This window comes from Blastococcus sp. VKM Ac-2987 (assembly GCF_026967805.1).
In the GTDB taxonomy this organism is placed as follows: domain Bacteria; phylum Actinomycetota; class Actinomycetes; order Mycobacteriales; family Geodermatophilaceae; genus Blastococcus.
This window is the reverse complement of record NZ_JAPVBG010000001.1, coordinates 1,412,935-1,429,564: the sequence shown is the minus strand read 5'-3', so window position 1 is coordinate 1,429,564 and position 16,630 is coordinate 1,412,935. Positions and strand designations below refer to the sequence as shown.

The window sequence follows — 16,630 nt, the reverse complement described above, 5'->3', positions numbered from 1 at the left end:
GCGGCTGACCGCATCCCTTCCGGGCGGTGAGTCGGCGAAATCGTCTCGACAGCCCGGTACCGTGACCCCGCCGGGGCCTGCTCCGCCCCGCCGACCACCGATCCTGGGAGCTCACGATTCCGGCCGACCCGACCTCACCGGTACCGCCCCGCGACGAGGCGGTGACCGGCGCGCCGGTCGAGCGGGTCGACACGGCGGGCGACGGGCTGCCCCCGGCCGGCACCCCGGTGCCGCCGGACGCGCCGCCGCCGCTGCCGGAGGACGCACCCGGGGCGGAGGACGCGCACGACGGCGGCAGCGGGGTCGGGCAGGTCGCCAAGATCCGCGCCGTCCTGCGCATCGACGACTTCCGCAAGCTGTGGCTGTCGACGTTGCTGTCCAGCTTCGGCGACTGGCTGGGCCTGCTCGCCATCACCGTGACCGCCACGCTGACCTTCGACGACTACGCCGCGCAGAACTTCGCGCTGGCCGGCGTCCTGCTGTTCCGGCTGCTGCCGGCCATCCTGCTCGGCCCGGTGGCCGGAGCCTTCGCCGACCGGTTCGACCGGCGCAAGACGATGGTGGTCACCGACGTCTTCCGGTTCGCCCTGTTCGCCTCGATCCCGATCGTCGACAACCTGATCTGGCTCTTCATCGCCCAGTTCGTCATCGAGGCGTTCAGCCTGTTCTGGATCCCGGCCAAGGACGCCGCCGTCCCGAACATGCTGCGCAGGGACCAGCTGGAGGCGGCCAACCAGCTCTCCCTGGTCACCACCTACGGGCTGACGCCGGTGTTCGCGGCGATCGTTTTCGCGGTGCTCACCAGCGTGGGCAGCGGGGTCAGCGAGGCGCTCCCCGGCGTGAACGAGGTGGACCTCGCCCTCTACCTCAACGCGATCACCTTCCTGGTCGCCGCCGTGGTCATCTGGAACCTGCCCTCGATCAGCGGCCGCCGCGCCGCCGGGGCGGTCGTCGGCCAGCAGGAGAGCTTCCTGGGCTCGCTGGTGAAGGGCTTCTCCTTCGCCGGCCACACCCGGCTCATCCGGGGTCTGGTCGTGGGCATCACCGGGGCCTTCGTCGCGGCGGGCGCGATCATCGCGACCGGTCAGGCCTACGTCAACGTGCTCGGCGGCGGTCAGGCCGCCTACGGGCTGCTCTTCGGTGCCGTCTTCGTCGGCCTCGGCCTCGGCATCGGGATCGGCCCGAGCGTCGCCCGCGACCTGGCCCGCGAACGCGTCTTCGGCGTGGCGATCGTCGGCGCCGGGATCGTGGTGGTGCTGCTGTCCTGGTCCTTCGCACTGTGGATCTCGCTGCTGCTCGTGGTCTTCATGGGGTTCTTCGCCGGCATGGCCTTCCTGGCCGGCATCACGCTGATCGGCACGGAGGTGGCCGACGAGATCCGGGGTCGCACCTTCGCGATCGTGCAGTCGCTGGTCCGGGCGGCACTGATCATCTCGCTCGCCCTCGTGCCGATCGGGGTGGGCCTGATCGGGCGGCACGAGGTCGATCTGGGTGCGCTCGCGGTGCAGCTCTCCGGCGAGCGGATCATGCTTTTCGCGGCCGGCCTGCTGGCGATCGGTGTGGGCGTGGTCGCCTACCGGCAGATGGACGACGGCCGCCCCGTGCCGCTGCTCGCCGACGTCGTGACGGCGCTGCGCCGGGACACCACGGCCCGCCGGCGGCTGGCCGGGGGCGGGGTCCTCATCGCCTTCGAGGGCGGCGAGGGTGCCGGCAAGTCCACCCAGGTGCGCCGGCTGCAGGAGTGGCTCACCGACGAGGGGCTGGTGTGCCGCGCCTCGTTCGAGCCCGGCGCGACCCCGTCAGGGGCCGGCATCCGGTCCATCGTCCTCGACAAGGCGAACGCCGGCATCGCGCCGCGGTCGGAGGCCCTCCTCTACGCCGCCGACCGCGCCCAGCACGTGCAGGACGTGCTGCGGCCGGCGCTGGACGCCGGCGAGGTCGTCCTCACCGACCGGTTCACCGACAGCTCGCTGGCCTACCAGGGCGCCGGGCGCACCATCCCGCTCGACGACGTCCGCATGCTCTCCCGCTGGGCGACGCAGGGCCTGCGGCCGGACCTGACGGTGCTGCTCGACCTGCCCCCGGAGGTGGGTCTGGCGCGGGCCCGCGGCCGGGCGGCCGCCGACCGGCTGGAGTCGGAGTCGCTGGACTTCCACCTGCGGGTGCGCCAGACGTTCTGCGCGCTGGCCGAGTCCGACCCCGACCGCTACCTGGTGCTCGACGCCCGGAAGTCGCCCGACGAGATCGCCGCCGCCATCCGCGTCCGGGTCGCCGAGCTGCTGTCCGGGCTCCCGCTGCAGACGCTCGCCCAGCCGGTCGCGGAGGCCCGGGCCGATCCCGCCACCCGGCACGACGGGGACGCGGTGCCGGCGCACCACCGCCCGCACGCGCAGACCGGTTCGACCACCCGGCTGCACCCGTGACCGCCGTGGACACCGCGCCGGGCGGCGTGTGGGACCAGGTGGTCGGGCAGCCGGGGGTGGTGGCCGAGCTGCGCGCCGCCGTCACCCATCCTGCGGCGATGACCCACGCCTGGCTGTTCACCGGCCCGCCCGGCTCGGGCCGGTCGGTCGCGGCGCGGGCGTTCGCCGCCGCGCTGCAGTGCCCCGCGGGCGGGGACGGCACCTGCCACGCCTGCCGCACCGCGCTGGCCGGCACCCACGCGGACGTGAAGCTCATCGTCCCGGACGGCCTGTCGATCGGTGCCAAGGAGGCGCGGGAGATCGTGACCGGCGCCAGCCGGGCGCCGTCGCAGGGCCGCTGGCAGATCATCGTGGTGGAGGACGCCGACCGGATGACCGAGCACGCGGCGAACGCGGTGCTCAAGATGATCGAGGAGCCGCCACCGCGCACCGTGGTGATGCTCTGCGTCCCGAGCCTGCACCCGGACGACGTCATGGTGACCATCCGGTCGCGCTGCCGGCTGGTCAGCCTGCGCACGCCCCCCGCCGACGCCATCGCCGACGTCCTCGTCCGGCGGGACGGCGTCGACCCGGCCATGGCGGCCTGGTCGGCCGCCGCCTCCGGTGGGCACGTCGGCCGCGCCCGCCGGCTGGCGCGCGACGAGGAGGCCCGGATGTCCCGCAAGGCGGTGCTGGACGTGCCCCTGCGGCTGGTCTCGCTGGCCGCCTGCCTCGACGCCGCCGACGACCTGGTGGGCGCGGCGAAGGAGGAGGCCGACGAGGCCTCCGCAGCGCTGGACGGGGCGGAGACCGAGGCGGTCAAGGCCAGCCTCGGCGTCGGTGCCCGCGGCCCTGGCGTGGCCGCCGCGAGCCGGGGCGCCGGGCAGCTCAAGGAGCTGGAGAAGCGGCAGAAGTCGCGGGCCACCCGCCTGGGACGCGACTCGCTGGACCGGGCGCTGGTCGACCTCGCCGGCCTCTACCGCGACGCGCTCGTGCTCGACGCCGCGCCCGGGGCCGCGCTGCAGCTCAACCACCCCGACCGCCGGGCCGACGCCGAGGAGCTGGGCCGCCGGATCGGCGCCGACGGCGCGCTGCGCCGCATCGACGCGATACTGGCCTGCCGGGTCGCGCTGGAGCAGAACGTGAAGCCGCAGGTGGCGCTGGAGGCGCTGACCGTCGCCCTGCGCCTGCCCGCCTGACACCCCGCCCCTGCGCGGAGCCGGGGGAGCGGTGTCGTAGGCTGTGCGGGCAGTTCGCCGCCTTAGCTCAGTCGGTAGAGCATCTCACTCGTAATGAGAAGGTCGTCGGTTCGATTCCGACAGGCGGCTCAGCGCGACGCAGCGGGCCCGTCCACCAGGACGGGCCCGCTGCGTCGTTCCGGGGGCAGGCGGAGCGCAGCTGCCGGGCCCCACGCGGGCACGGCTGACGGCGGCACGTCCCGTGGGTCGTGCCGCCGTCGGTGCGCTCGCCGCCCGGTCCCGGAGGCCGGGCAGGAGGTCAGTGGTGCGTTGAGTTGTCCTTGGCGCGCTGGATCGAGGCCAGGATCTCGGCCTCGGCGGCCTCGCGGCCGACCCACTCGGCGCCCTCGACCGACTTGCCCGGCTCGAGGTCCTTGTAGGTCTCGAAGAAGTGCTGGATCTCGAGGCGGTCGAACTCCGACACGTCCTCGATCTCCTTGAGGTGCGCCACCCGCGGGTCCGTCGCCGGCACGCAGAGGACCTTGTCGTCCCCTCCGGCCTCGTCGGTCATGCGGAACATGCCGATGGCCCGGCACGTGACCAGGCACCCGGGGAACGTCGGCTCCTCGAGGATCACCAGGGCGTCGAGCGGATCGCTGTCCATGCCCAGGGTGTTCTCGATGTAGCCGTAGTCCGCCGGGTAGCGGGTGGAGGTGAACAGCATCCGGTCCAAGCGGATGCGTCCGGTCTCATGGTCCAGCTCGTACTTGTTCCGCTGGCCCTTGGGGATTTCTACCGTCACGTCGAACTGCACGACCGTAGTGTGGCCCACGGGGGCGGATCCGGTCGTCGCAGGCCCCCTCCTGGGGGGTGGACACCATTTCGTCGAGCGGGTCGACGGTCGTCACGGCGAACTACGGGCGCTTCCGCCGACGCATGGCGACGGGCATCGTGGCGCTCGTCCTGGTGCTCGCCGGCGGCGGCATCGGGCTCGGTGTCCTGCTGGGCACCGACGCCGGACCCGAGGGCGACGCCGTCGCCGTGCCGGACGCGCAGCTGCCCGACCTGGGTGCCGCCGACCCCGTCCTCGCCGCGCTGTCCGCCGACGCCCCCGTCCCCGACGCCGGCGTCCTCTCGGCGACGCTCGGGCCGCTGACCACCGGGCCGGCGCTCGGTCCCGGCACCACCGCCCAGGTGGTCGACGTCGCCACCGGCGAGGTGCTGTTCGACCAGGACGCCGCCGCGCCCCTCACGCCGGCGTCCACCGCGAAGCTGCTCACCGCCGCGGCGGTGCTCACCACCGTCGATCCCGCCGAGACCCTGGAGACCCGGGTCGTCAGCGGCGCCGCGCCCGGCGAGGTGGTGCTCGTCGGCGGGGGCGACCCGACGCTCTCCCGCACCGAGCCGTCCCAGACCTACCCGGGCGCGGCCACCATGGCCGACCTCGCCACCCAGGTGGTCGGCGCGCTGCCCGCCGGCACCCCCGTGACCCGCGTGGTCGTGGACAGCTCGCTGTTCACCGGCCCGCTCACCGCCAGCGGCTGGGGAGCCGGCGACGCCCCGTCCAGCTACGCCGCCCCGGTCACCGCGACCGCGGTCGACGGCGCCCGCGTCGGCCCCGGGGCGACGGCCCGCAGCGGTCAGCCCGGCATCGACGCCGGTGCCGCGCTCGCCGACGCGCTCGGCGCTCCCGGCGCGGCGGTCGTCCTCGGCCAGGCGCCGGCCGGTGCCACGACGCTGGGCACCGTGCAGTCGGCACCGGTGTCCCGGCTGGTGGAGCAGGCGCTGTCCATGTCCGACAACGTGCTCGCCGAGGCGCTCGCCCGGCAGGTGGCGCTGGCCCGGAACCAGCCGGCCTCCTTCGAGGGTGCCGCGCGGGCCGTCGTCGACGCCCTCGAGGAGGCCGGGCTCGACGTCTCGGGCGTCACCCTCGCCGACGGCAGCGGCCTCTCGCGGGAGGACAGCGTGACCGCCGAGGTGCTCACCGCCCTGATGCGCGGCGTGGCCGACGGCAGCCTGGACCAGGCCTCCGGGCTGCTCGCCGGCCTGCCGGTCGCCGGGTACGACGGCACGCTCGCCGACCGCGGGGACGACGACCCGGCCACCGCGCCCGGCACCGTGCGCGCCAAGACCGGCACCCTGCTGGGCGTGCACGCCCTCGCCGGCACCGTGGTGACCGCCGAGGGGCGGCTGCTGGCCTTCGCCGTCGTCGCCGACGAGGCCACCGGCAGCGAGGCGGCGGCGGAGGCGGCGCTGGACGCGTTCGCCGCCACGCTCGCCGCCTGCGGCTGCCGCTGACCTGCTCCGCGGCCGTCCCGGTGCTCGGCCGCCGCGTACGGTGAGGCGATGAGCAGCGCTTCCTCCATGGTCGACTGGGAGCTCGCCGGACGCACGGCCCGCCGCCTGGTGAACTCGGGCCCGCAGACGACGCGCGAGGAGGCCGCCGCCGTCGTCGCCGAGCTGCACCGGGCCGCCGCCACCGCAGTGGCGCACGTCGAGGCCCTCACCGGCCTGCGGCCGGTCCCCGGCGGAGCGGTTCCCGAGGTGGCGGTCGTCGACCGGCCCGGCTGGGCCGACGCCAACGCCCGCGGCATGGCCGCCCTGCTGGACCCGCTGGTCGACAAGCTCGCCGAGCGCCAGGGGGCCCGGCCGGGCGCCCTGGCCACGGCCATCGGCTCCCGCGCCACCGGCATGCAGGCCGGCGGGCTGCTCGCCTTCCTGTCCTCCCGGGTGCTCGGGCAGTACGAGGTCTTCGGCACCGGCGGCCGGCTGCTCCTGGTGGCCCCGAACATCGTGGCGGCCGAGCGGAAGCTCGGCGTCGACCCGTCGGACTTCCGGCTCTGGGTCTGCCTGCACGAGGTGACCCACCAGCTCCAGTTCACCGGGGTGCCGTGGCTGGGCGGCTACCTCGAGGAGCAGGTCGCGGAGTTCGTGGCCGCCACCGACCTCGCGCCCGACGTGCTGCGCGAGCGCCTGCAGGACGTGCTGCGCAGCGTCGCCGACGCGGTGCGCGGCGGCAGCGGCGACGGCCGGCCCGAGGGGCTGATGGCGCTGGTGCGCGACCCCCGCCAGCGGGCGGTGCTCGACCGGGTCACCGCGGTGATGAGCCTCGTCGAGGGGCACGCCGAGTACGTCATGGACGGCGTCGGGCCGGACGTGGTGCCGTCGGTGCGGACGCTGCGCAAGCGGTTCGCCCAGCGGCGCAAGGGACGCGGCCCGCTCGACCGCGTGATGCGCCGGCTGCTCGGCCTGGAGCAGAAGATGAAGCAGTACGCCGACGGCCGGCACTTCGTCGGTGGCGTGATCGAGCTCGCCGGCATGGAGGGCTTCAACCGGGTCTGGGAGGGGCCGGCGAACCTGCCGCTGGTCGAGGAGCTGACCGCACCGCGGCTCTGGGTCGAGCGGGTGCTCGGCCGCCCGGCCCTGCCCGCCTGACCGACGGCGTGAGCGGGCCCCCCCGCGCGGTCGCGGTCCTGCGGCACGCCGTGCGGGCCGGGCTGCGCGGCAGCGACCGTCCGGTGCTCGCCGCCTGCAGCGGGGGAGCGGACTCGGTGGCGCTGGCCGCCGCGCTGGCCTTCGAGGCGCGGGCCGCGGGCGTGCGGGTCGGCGGGGTGACCGTCGACCACGGCCTGCAGCCGGGCTCCGACCAGCGCGCCCGCCGGACCGCCGCGGTGCTGCGCGACCTCGGCCTCGACCCGGTCCTCGTGCTGACCGTCCGGGTGGGCGAGGACGGCGGCCCCGAGGCCGCCGCCCGCACCGCCCGCTACGCGGCGCTCGCCGCCGCGGCAACCGGGCACGGCGCCCGCGTCGCCCTCGGGCACACCCTCGACGACCAGGCGGAGACGGTGCTCCTCGGGCTGGGCCGCGGCTCCGGGCCGCGCTCGGTCGCCGGCATGGTGCCCGAGCGGGACGACGGGGCCGGCTCCTGGTGGCGGCCGCTGCTGGGCGTCCGTCGCGCGACGACCCGCCAGGCGTGCGCCGACCAGGGGCTGCCCGTGTGGGACGACCCGTGGAACACCGACCCGGCCTACACCCGGGTGCGGCTGCGCACCGGGGTCCTGCCGCTGCTGGAGGAGGTCCTCGGGGGTGGCGTGGCACCCGCCCTCGCCCGCACCGCCGAGCTGCTGCGCGAGGACCTCGACGCCCTCGACGCCCTCGCCGCGGCCGAGCTGACCCGGCTGGCGGCGGAGTCCGGCGACGGCGGCCTGCCCGCCCGGCGGTTGGAGCCGCTGCCCGCCGCGCTGCGCCGCCGGGTGCTGCGGGGCTGGCTGCGCGCGGCCGGCGTCCCCGACCTGCAGGCGGTCCACCTGCGCGCGGTCGAGAGCCTCGTCACGCGGTGGCGGGGGCAGGGCGTCGTCGACCTACCCGGCGGCGCAGGGGTCCGCCGGTCGTCTGGCAGTCTGGTGGTGCTGCCGCCGGGCGCCCGAGGCAGCACCCCCGGACCCGCACCCGATGAGGAGCCCCTTCCGTGACGGAGCCTGCCAGCACTCCCGGGGCGCTCGGTCCCGACCACGGTTACGGACCGGACATCGACCACGTCCTGCTCAGCGAGGAGCAGATCCGGGAGAAGATCGCCGAGCTCGCCGCCCAGGTCGCCGCCGACTACGCGGGCAAGGAGGTCCTGCTCGTCGGCGTGCTCAAGGGCGCGGTGCTGTTCATGAGCGACTTCGCCCGCGCGCTGCAGCTGCCCACCCAGATGGAGTTCATGGCGGTGTCGTCCTACGGGTCGTCCACCAGCTCCTCGGGTGTCGTGCGCATCCTCAAGGACCTCGACCGGGACATCACGGACAAGCACGTGCTCGTGCTCGAGGACATCATCGACTCCGGGCTGACGCTGTCCTGGCTGCTGAAGAACCTCGGCGGCCGCGCGCCCGCGTCCCTCGAGGTCTGCGCCCTGCTGCGCAAGCCCGACGCCGTCAAGGTCCAGGTGCCGGTCAAGTACATCGGCTTCGACATCCCGAACGAGTTCGTCATCGGCTACGGCCTCGACTACGCCGAGCGCTACCGCGACCTGCCCTACATCGGGACGCTCAAGCCCGAGGTGTACCAGTGACACTGTCGTCCTCCGGACGACGACCGCGGCCAGGTGCCGTCCCCGGCGTGCGCTGAGCCGTTTCCCGTACGCCTCGGGGAGCCTCCGGCCCCCGCTCGGCGCACCGGTCTCGCGGAGCGGCTCGCTCCAGGTGTCGCGACCACGTGCCGTGCCCCCGTGGCGTCCGGCGTGTCCTCGGTGCGCCTCGGGGCAGCCTCCGGCCGCCCGCTCGGCGCACCGACCCCCTAGCTCGGCCGGGTGGGGTTCCCAGGTCGTACGCCGGAGTCGGGCAGGTTCGCCGGTGTACCGTCGATGCCGACGACGCTGCACCGAGCGCCGGGGTCCGTACCCGGGCCGTTGGTGGTGTCCTGGGACGATCAGGAGGGTCGACGGGCAGGCCGGTACGCCGGTGCCCGGCATCGGTGTATGGAACGCAAGAAGATCTTCCGCTCCGTCTGGTTCTGGGTCGTCCTGGTCATCCTGCTGGCCCTGACCGTCTCGTCGCTGTTCAGCGGTGAGGACGGCCGCCAGGAGATCACCACCTCGACGGCCCTCGAGCAGATCGAGAACGGCAACGTCGAGTCGGCGACGCTCAACACGCGGGAGCAGACGCTCGAGCTGGACCTGGCCGACGAGGTCGAGGGCAGCACCGAGGTCGTGACGTCCTACCCCGTGGCGGTCGAGGACCAGATCGTCGGCCTGCTGCGCGACGAGGGCGGCGACTCCACCGAGTTCGACACCAACGTCACCCAGGACAGCCTGCTGACCAGCCTGCTGATCAGCTTCCTGCCGTTCCTCATCCTCCTGCTCCTGCTCTTCTGGCTGTTCAACTCCATGCAGGGTGGCGGCCGCGGCGTCATGGCCTTCGGCAAGTCCAAGGCCAAGCAGCTGACCAAGGACATGCCGAAGACGACGTTCGGCGACGTCGCCGGCGCCGACGAGGCGATCGAGGAACTGCACGAGATCAAGGACTTCCTGCAGAACCCGGTCAAGTTCCAGGCCGTCGGCGCCAAGATCCCCAAGGGCGTCCTGCTGTTCGGCCCGCCCGGGACCGGCAAGACGCTGCTCGCCCGCGCCGTCGCCGGTGAGGCCGGCGTCCCGTTCTTCTCCATCTCCGGCTCGGACTTCGTCGAGATGTTCGTCGGTGTGGGTGCCAGCCGGGTCCGCGACCTGTTCACGCAGGCGAAGGAGAACGCCCCCGCGATCATCTTCGTCGACGAGATCGACGCCGTCGGCCGGCAGCGCGGCGCCGGCATGGGCGGCGGCCACGACGAGCGCGAGCAGACGCTCAACCAGATGCTCGTCGAGATGGACGGCTTCGACGTCAAGGGCGGGGTCATCCTGATCGCCGCGACCAACCGGCCGGACGTCCTCGACCCGGCGCTGCTGCGCCCGGGCCGCTTCGACCGCCAGATCGCCGTCGACCGGCCCGACCTCCTGGGCCGCAAGCGGATCCTGGAGGTGCACGCCAAGGGCAAGCCGCTCGCGCCCGACGTCGACCTCGAGACCGTGGCCCGCCGCACCCCGGGCTTCACCGGCGCCGACCTCGCCAACGTGCTCAACGAGGGCGCGCTGCTGACCGCCCGCAACAACGGCTCGCTGATCACCGACAGCACCCTCGAGGAGGCGATCGACCGGGTCATCGCCGGCCCCGAGCGCAAGACCCGGGCGATGAGCGAGAAGGAGAAGAAGGTCACCGCCTACCACGAGGGCGGCCACGCCCTGGTGGCGCACGCGTTGCCCAACCTGGACCCGGTGCACAAGGTGACGATCCTCCCGCGCGGCCGCTCGCTGGGGCACACGCTGGTCCTCCCCACCGAGGACAAGTACACCCAGACGCGCTCGGAGATGATCGACACGCTCGCCTACGCCCTCGGCGGGCGCGCGGCCGAGGAGCTGGTCTTCCACGAGCCGACCACCGGCGCGGGCAACGACATCGAGAAGGCCACCTCCATGGCCCGGGCGATGGTCACCCAGTACGGCATGAGCGCCAAGCTGGGCGCGGTGAAGTACGGCAGCACCGACTCCGAGCCGTTCATGGGCCGGGACATGGGCTCCCGCCCGGACTACTCCGAGGCCGTGGCCGGCGACATCGACGCCGAGATCCGGGCGCTGATCGAGGCCGCGCACGACGAAGCCTGGGAGATCCTGGTCGAGTACCGCGACGTCCTCGACCAGCTGGTGCTCGAGCTGATGGAGAAGGAGACGCTGTCCAAGGAGGACATGGCGCGCATCTGCGCGCCGGTCGTCAAGCGGCCCTCCCTCGCCCCGTACAACGGCTTCGGCAAGCGCACCCCGTCCACCCAGCCGCCGGTGCTCACGCCGGCCGAGCGGGCCGGGTACAACGGGTCCGTGCCCGACACCACGCCCGTCGGGGACGTCGGGGCCCCCGCCCAGCGATGAGTGAGATCCCGGCGGAGCCGGAGGACCAGCTGCTGGGGCCGGCCCCCGGGGTCGACCAGGAGCGGGTCGCGGCGGCGGTCCGCGAGCTGCTGATCGCCGTCGGGGAGGACCCGGACCGGCCCGGCCTGCAGGACACCCCGGCGCGGGTCGCCCGCTCCTACGCGGAGACCTTCGCCGGCCTGTGGCAGGACCCGTACGACATCCTCGCGACGACGTTCGACGAGGACCACGACGAGCTGGTGCTGGTCAAGGACATCCCGATGTACTCGACCTGCGAGCACCACCTCGTGCCCTTCCACGGGGTCGCGCACGTCGCCTACATCCCGGGGGAGGACGGCCGGGTCACCGGGCTGTCCAAGCTCGCCCGCCTGGTGGAGGTCTACGCCCGCCGCCCGCAGGTGCAGGAGCGGCTGACGCGGCAGATCGCCGACGCGCTCGCCGACGCCCTCAAGCCGCGCGGCGTGCTGGTCGTGGTCCAGGCGGAGCACCTGTGCATGGCGATGCGCGGCGTTCGCAAGCCCGGCTCCTCCACCGTCACGTCGGCGGTGCGGGGCATCTTCCGGGACAACGCGGCCACGCGCGCCGAGGCGATGAGCCTCGTGCTCGGCCGGTAGGAGGCCCGCGGCGATGAGCACCGGCCTCCTGCCGCGACCGGGCCGCTGCCTGGTCATGGGCGTCCTGAACGTCACCCCCGACTCGTTCTCCGACGGCGGCTGCTTCGCCGATCCCGCGACCGCGATCGCGCACGGGCTGGCGATGCACGCGGCCGGCGCCGACTACGTGGACGTCGGCGGGGAGTCCACCCGGCCCGGTGCCGAGCGCGTCGACGCCACCGAGGAGTGCCGCCGGGTGCTGCCGGTGATCGGCGAGCTGTCGGCCGCCGGGGTGCGCACCAGCGTGGACACCACCCGCGCCGAGGTCGCCGAGGCCGCGCTGGACGCCGGCGCCGTCCTGGTCAACGACGTCAGCGGCGGCCTGGCCGACGAGGGCATGGCCAAGCTGGTGGCCGACGCCGGCACGCCCTGGGTGCTCATGCACTGGCGGGGGCACAGCCGGGAGATGTACGCGGCGGCGCAGTACGGGGACGTCGTCACCGAGGTGTGCGCCGAGCTCACCGCACGGGTGGAGGACGTCGTCGCCGCGGGGGTGCGGCCCGAGCAGCTCGTGCTCGACCCCGGGCTCGGCTTCGCCAAGCGCGCCGAGCACAACTGGGCGCTGCTGGCCGGGCTCGACCGGCTCGTGGCCCTGGGGCTGCCGGTGCTCGTCGGCGCCTCCCGCAAGACGTTCCTGGGCCGGCTGCTCGCCGGACCCGACGGTACGGTCCGGCCCGCGGAGGACCGCGACGCCGCGACACTTGCCACCACGGTGCTTGCCGCCGAGGCTGGGGCCTGGGGCGTGCGGGTGCACGACGCCGCGGCGTCGGTCGACGCGCTGCGCACCCTCGAGGCCGTCCGAGCCGTGAAGGGAGCCGGCCGTGGTTGACCACCGCACCCCCGACCGGATCGCCGTCCGCGGCATCCGGGCCCACGCCCACCACGGGGTGTACGCCTTCGAGCGCGATCGCGGCCAGATGTTCCGCGCCGACGCCGTCCTGGAACTCGACACCTCCGCCGCGGCCGCCGGCGACGACCTCGACCGCACCGTGGACTACGCCGACCTCGCCCAGCAGCTGCACGCGGTGCTTAACGGGGACCCGGTCAACCTGATCGAGACCCTGGCCCAGCGGCTGGCCGACGTCTGCCTGGCCAACGAGCTCGTCGACGCGGTCGAGATCACGGTGCACAAGCCGGAGGCAGAGCTGGGCGTCCCGTTCGACGACGTCACGGTCACCATCCGGCGAGAGCGCCGGTGACCCGCGCCGTCCTGTCGCTGGGGGCCAACCTCGGCGACCGGGCCGGCACGCTCCGCGGGGCGCTGACGGCGCTCAAGGAGCACGGGCTGGTCGCCCGCACCACGCTGTACGAGACGCCGCCGTGGGGGCCGGTCGAGCAGCCGCCGTACCTCAACGCGGTCGTCGTCGTCCGCGGCGACCGGGACGCGCGCGGCTGGCTGACCCTGGCGCACGAGCTGGAGCAGGCGGCCGGCCGCACCCGCGAGGTGCGGTGGGGCGCCCGCACCCTCGACGTCGACGTGGTCACCGTGACCGGGGACGACGGCGCTCCCGTGCTCTCCGACGACCCCGAGCTCACCCTGCCGCACCCGCGGGCGCACGAGCGGGCGTTCGTGCTGGTCCCCTGGCTGACCCTCGACCCGGCCGCCGTCCTCCCCGGGCGCGGGAGGGTCACCAACCTGCTGGCAGCCCTCGACCCCGCGGACGTCGCGGCGGTCGTGCGCTGGGACCACCTCCACTGAGCCGGCCGTGACCCCCGTCCGCCGCCGCGACCTCGCCGTGCTCGTCCTCGGGCTCACCGTGGCCGCGTGGCTGCTGGTGCGTGCCTGGTACGGCGATCTGCCGCCGCTGCGCTGGTGGCTGCCGGCGCCGCTGGCCGTCCTGGCCCTCGGCGAGGCGCTGGGGGCGCGGGTGCTGCGCACCCGGCTGCGGGCGCTGCGCGAGGCCCGGGCCGGGCGCGGCCCCGCCGGGCGCGACGCCGCCGGCGTCCGCCCGGTCGAGCCGATGCTGGTCGCGCGGCTCGCGGTGCTGGCCCAGGCCAGCGCCTACGTGGGCGCCGTGTTCACCGGGGTGTGGCTCGGCGTGCTGGCCTACACCGGCCCCGCGGTGGACCGGCTGCAGGCGGCCGGGAGCGACACGGTGACCGCGCTGCTGGGCCTGCTGGCCTCGCTCGCCCTGATCGCCGCGGCGCTATGGCTCGAGTCGGCCTGCCGCGTCCCGCCCGGCTCGACCGACGACGAGCCGGCTCCCGGGGTCCGCGCCTAGCCCGGACCGGAGCCGCGCAAGAACGGTCAAGCACCGCCGCCGGCCGAGCCATCACCCTGTACGCATGACCGGACGTGACCGGCTCCGCGAACTGCTCGACGCGGTGCTGGACGAGGAGAACCACACCCTCGCCGAGATGGCCGGTGACGCGTACGCCTCGCCGTTCCACTTCAGCCGCACGCTGTCGCGGGACGCCGGCGAGGCGCCCGTGGCGATGCGGCGGCGGGTGATGCTGGAGCGCGCGGCCTGGCAGCTGCAGCAGGGCAGCAGCGTCACCGACGCCGCCTGGGCCGCCGGGTACGAGTCGGTCGAGGGGTTCAGCCGCGCCTTCGCCCGTGCCTACGGCCGGCCACCGAGCGCGGTGGACGCCGGCGCCGGCCACTGGTTGCCGGCGCCCAACGGCATCCACTTCCACCCGCCCACCTCGCTGTGGGTGCAGAGCACGGAGCACGCCATGAACCCGCTCACCGAGCAGCTGGTGGCGCACGGGCTCGACGACACCCGGTATTTGATCGAGGTCGCGAAGGGCCTGCCCGACGAGGAGTTCCGCGCCCCGCGGCTGCCCGGGCTCGTCCTCCTGTCGTGGGACGGGCCGGAGGAGTCGGTGCTGGCGCTGCTGGACCACCAGGTGCACACCCTGGAGATCTGGCTGGCCTCCATCGAGGGGCGCGACCTGCCCGCGCGGGCCGCGGACCCGGACCCCGCCGCGCTGCTGGACCGGCACGACGCGGTGGCCCCGCGGTGGCTGGCCACGGTCCGCGACGTCGACCGGCGGGGCGGCTGGGACGACCGGCTGGTCGACGCGCTCTGCGAGCCGCCCGAGAGCTTCGTCCTGAGCAGCGTCGTCGCCCACGTGCTCACCTACTCCGCCTCCCGGCGCCAGCTGCTCCGGCACCTGCTGCGGACGGCGGGCCACCCCGTCGACGACGGCGACCCCATCGAATGGCTCCGCGCCCGCCGCGGCGAGACCCCAGGAGGAACCCCGTGCTGACCTACTACACCGCCACCACCCTCGACGGCTTCATCGCCGACCCCGACGACTCCCTGGAGTGGCTCTTCCGGCAGAAGCAGGGCGACGTCCCGGGCTTCGGGTACGACGAGTTCATGGCCGGCGTCGGCGCTCTCGTCATGGGCCGCACGACCTACCAGTGGGTGCTCGACCACGAGGCCGCCGCGGGGAACGGGTGGCCCTTCACGCTGCCGACCTGGGTGATGACCAGCCGGGAGCTCCCCGCCGCCGAGGGCGACGTCCGGTTCGCCTCCGGCGACGTCCGCGCGGTGCACGAGGCGATGACCGCGGCGGCGGGGACCAAGGGTCTCTGGCTGGTCGGCGGAGGTGACCTGGCCGGCCAGTTCGCCGAGGCGGGGCTGCTCGACGAGGTCGTCGTCTCCGTCGCGCCGGTGACGCTCGGCGCGGGGCGGCCGCTGCTCCCGCGGCGGTTGGACCTGGAGCTCGTCGAGGCCGCCGCCAACGGGTCGTTCGTCAGCGCCCGCTACCGCGTGGCCGGCCCGCTGCTGGAGGACCGGGTCCGCTAGGCGGAGGCGGTGCCGGCGGTCTCCGGGATCCGGCCCTCCACCGATCGGCGCAGGGCCGAGTGCAACGACTCCGGGGTGAGGACGCCGAGGAACCGGTCGCCGTCGAGCACGGCGACCCAGCCGGCCTCCTGCTGGAGCATCGTGGCGAACGCCGTCTTCAGCGAGGCATCCCGCGGCACCCACGCGTCCATGCGCCGGGCCGCCGAGCCGACCGTGCCGGCCCCCTCGGCCCGCTCCAGGGGCAGCCAGCCGTGCAGGTTCCCGGCGTCGTCGAGGACGACGGCCCAGCGGGCACCGGAGTCGCGCAGCGCCGACCGCGCGTCCGCCAGCCCGTCGGCCACGTGCACCACCGGTGGCTGCTCGAGGTCGGCGGCGTCGATGCCGGTCACCGCCAGCCGCTTGAGCCCGCGGTCGGCGCCCACGAAGTCGGCCACGAAGTCGTTCGCCGGCCGGCCCAGGATCTCGGCGGGGGAGGCGTACTGCTCCACCCGGCCGCCCTCGCTCATGACGGCGATCCGGTCACCGATCCGGACCGCCTCCTCGATGTCGTGGGTGACGAAGACGATCGTCTTGCGGACGGTCTCCTGCAGCCGGAGGAACTCCGACTGCAGCCGCTCGCGCACGATGGGGTCCACCGCCGAGAACGGCTCGTCCATGAGCAGCACGCCGGGGTCGGCGGCCAGCGCGCGGGCCACACCGGCCCGCTGCCGCTGGCCGCCGGAGAGCTGGTGGGGATAGCGGTCGCCGTGGACGGCGGGATCGAGCCCCACGACGTCGAGCAGCTCGTCGACGCGGGCGCGGATGCGCCGCTTGTCCCAGCCCAGCAGCCGCGGCACGGTCCCCACGTTGACCCGCACGGTCTGGTGCGGGAAGAGGCCGACGTTCTGGATGACGTAGCCGATGCGCCGGCGCAGCTGCACCGGGTCGGCGCCCGTGACGTCCTCCCCGCCGAGCAGGATGCGTCCGGTCGACGGCTCGATGATCCGGTTGATCATCTTCATCGTGGTGGTCTTGCCGCAGCCCGAGGGGCCGACCAGGACGGTGAGCTCGCCGGCGGCGAAGGTCAGGTCCAGCTCCTGCACGCCGACGGTCCCGTCGGCGTAGACCTTGCTCACCCCCTCGAGGCGGATCTCCTCGGCGCTGCCGGCTCCCGCCGGGGCGGCGGCAGGAGACGGCGGGCTGGTCGACGAAGTAGCGTCCACGG

At 74.6% G+C, this 16,630-nt stretch carries 16 protein-coding genes and 1 tRNA gene; 15 read left to right on the top strand and 2 right to left on the bottom strand.

The window, feature by feature from the left end; all coding sequences use genetic code 11:
* Positions 1-161: 161 nt before the first annotated feature.
* From tmk to O2W17_RS07095, 3 genes are all read left to right on the top strand, one after another.
* Entirely contained in the window at positions 162-2,423 is a 2,262-nt protein-coding gene (gene tmk / locus O2W17_RS07105) for a dTMP kinase (protein WP_269191700.1), read from the top strand.
* Entirely contained in the window at positions 2,420-3,601 is a 1,182-nt protein-coding gene (locus O2W17_RS07100; RefSeq protein ID WP_269191699.1) for a DNA polymerase III subunit delta', read from the top strand. Before tmk ends, O2W17_RS07100 begins: the two co-directional genes overlap by 4 nt.
* 56 nt (positions 3,602-3,657) lie before the next feature.
* A tRNA-Thr gene (locus O2W17_RS07095) sits at positions 3,658-3,730 on the top strand.
* A gap of 169 nt (positions 3,731-3,899) precedes the next feature.
* Here O2W17_RS07095 and O2W17_RS07090 read toward each other — a convergent pair.
* Positions 3,900-4,394, bottom strand: coding sequence for an inorganic diphosphatase (locus O2W17_RS07090; protein WP_269191698.1), 495 nt, complete (start codon positions 4,392-4,394; stop codon positions 3,900-3,902).
* A gap of 122 nt (positions 4,395-4,516) precedes the next feature.
* Here O2W17_RS07090 and dacB point away from each other — a divergent pair, with 122 nt between their 5' ends.
* From dacB to O2W17_RS07030, 12 genes are all read left to right on the top strand, one after another.
* Positions 4,517-5,878, top strand: coding sequence for a D-alanyl-D-alanine carboxypeptidase/D-alanyl-D-alanine endopeptidase (gene dacB / locus O2W17_RS07085; RefSeq protein ID WP_269191697.1), 1,362 nt, complete (start codon positions 4,517-4,519; stop codon positions 5,876-5,878).
* A gap of 48 nt (positions 5,879-5,926) precedes the next feature.
* Complete coding sequence (locus tag O2W17_RS07080; RefSeq protein WP_269191696.1) at positions 5,927-7,015, top strand: zinc-dependent metalloprotease; 1,089 nt, start codon at positions 5,927-5,929, stop codon at positions 7,013-7,015.
* Positions 7,016-7,023: 8 nt separating this feature from the next.
* Positions 7,024-8,052, top strand: coding sequence for a tRNA lysidine(34) synthetase TilS (gene tilS, locus O2W17_RS07075; RefSeq protein WP_269191695.1), 1,029 nt, complete (start codon positions 7,024-7,026; stop codon positions 8,050-8,052).
* On the top strand, positions 8,049-8,633 hold the full coding sequence (hpt, locus tag O2W17_RS07070) for a hypoxanthine phosphoribosyltransferase (RefSeq protein WP_331254274.1): 585 nt from the start codon (positions 8,049-8,051) through the stop codon (positions 8,631-8,633). Before tilS ends, hpt begins: the two co-directional genes overlap by 4 nt.
* A 405-nt stretch (positions 8,634-9,038) precedes the next feature.
* Positions 9,039-11,015 (top strand): ATP-dependent zinc metalloprotease FtsH, encoded by a 1,977-nt coding sequence (gene ftsH, locus O2W17_RS07065; RefSeq protein ID WP_269191694.1) that lies wholly within the window; start codon positions 9,039-9,041, stop codon positions 11,013-11,015.
* On the top strand, positions 11,012-11,629 hold the full coding sequence (gene folE / locus O2W17_RS07060; protein ID WP_269191693.1) for a GTP cyclohydrolase I FolE: 618 nt from the start codon (positions 11,012-11,014) through the stop codon (positions 11,627-11,629). Before ftsH ends, folE begins: the two co-directional genes overlap by 4 nt.
* Positions 11,630-11,642: 13 nt before the next feature.
* Positions 11,643-12,497 carry a dihydropteroate synthase gene (folP, locus tag O2W17_RS07055; RefSeq protein WP_269191692.1) on the top strand — a complete coding sequence of 285 codons (855 nt, stop codon included), beginning with the start codon at positions 11,643-11,645 and terminating at the stop codon, positions 12,495-12,497.
* Positions 12,490-12,867 (top strand): dihydroneopterin aldolase, encoded by a 378-nt coding sequence (gene folB / locus O2W17_RS07050; protein ID WP_269191691.1) that lies wholly within the window; start codon positions 12,490-12,492, stop codon positions 12,865-12,867. Before folP ends, folB begins: the two co-directional genes overlap by 8 nt.
* A complete protein-coding gene (gene folK, locus O2W17_RS07045; RefSeq protein ID WP_269191690.1) occupies positions 12,864-13,367 on the top strand; it encodes a 2-amino-4-hydroxy-6-hydroxymethyldihydropteridine diphosphokinase in 504 nt (167 codons plus the stop codon). Before folB ends, folK begins: the two co-directional genes overlap by 4 nt.
* Positions 13,368-13,374: 7 nt before the next feature.
* A complete protein-coding gene (locus tag O2W17_RS07040) occupies positions 13,375-13,890 on the top strand; it encodes a DUF3180 domain-containing protein (protein WP_269191689.1) in 516 nt (171 codons plus the stop codon).
* Between the two features lie 64 nt (positions 13,891-13,954).
* Positions 13,955-14,881 carry a helix-turn-helix transcriptional regulator gene (locus O2W17_RS07035; RefSeq protein ID WP_269191688.1) on the top strand — a complete coding sequence of 309 codons (927 nt, stop codon included), beginning with the start codon at positions 13,955-13,957 and terminating at the stop codon, positions 14,879-14,881.
* Positions 14,875-15,426: a dihydrofolate reductase family protein gene (locus O2W17_RS07030; protein ID WP_269191687.1), complete on the top strand. Its 552-nt coding sequence runs from the start codon at positions 14,875-14,877 to the stop codon at positions 15,424-15,426. The genes O2W17_RS07035 and O2W17_RS07030 overlap by 7 nt, the downstream gene beginning before the upstream one ends.
* Here the strand turns inward: O2W17_RS07030 and O2W17_RS07025 are convergent.
* Entirely contained in the window at positions 15,423-16,628 is a 1,206-nt protein-coding gene (locus O2W17_RS07025) for an ABC transporter ATP-binding protein (protein WP_269191686.1), read from the bottom strand. The two genes, O2W17_RS07030 and O2W17_RS07025, sit on opposite strands and share 4 nt — an antisense overlap.
* Positions 16,629-16,630 lie beyond the last annotated feature (2 nt).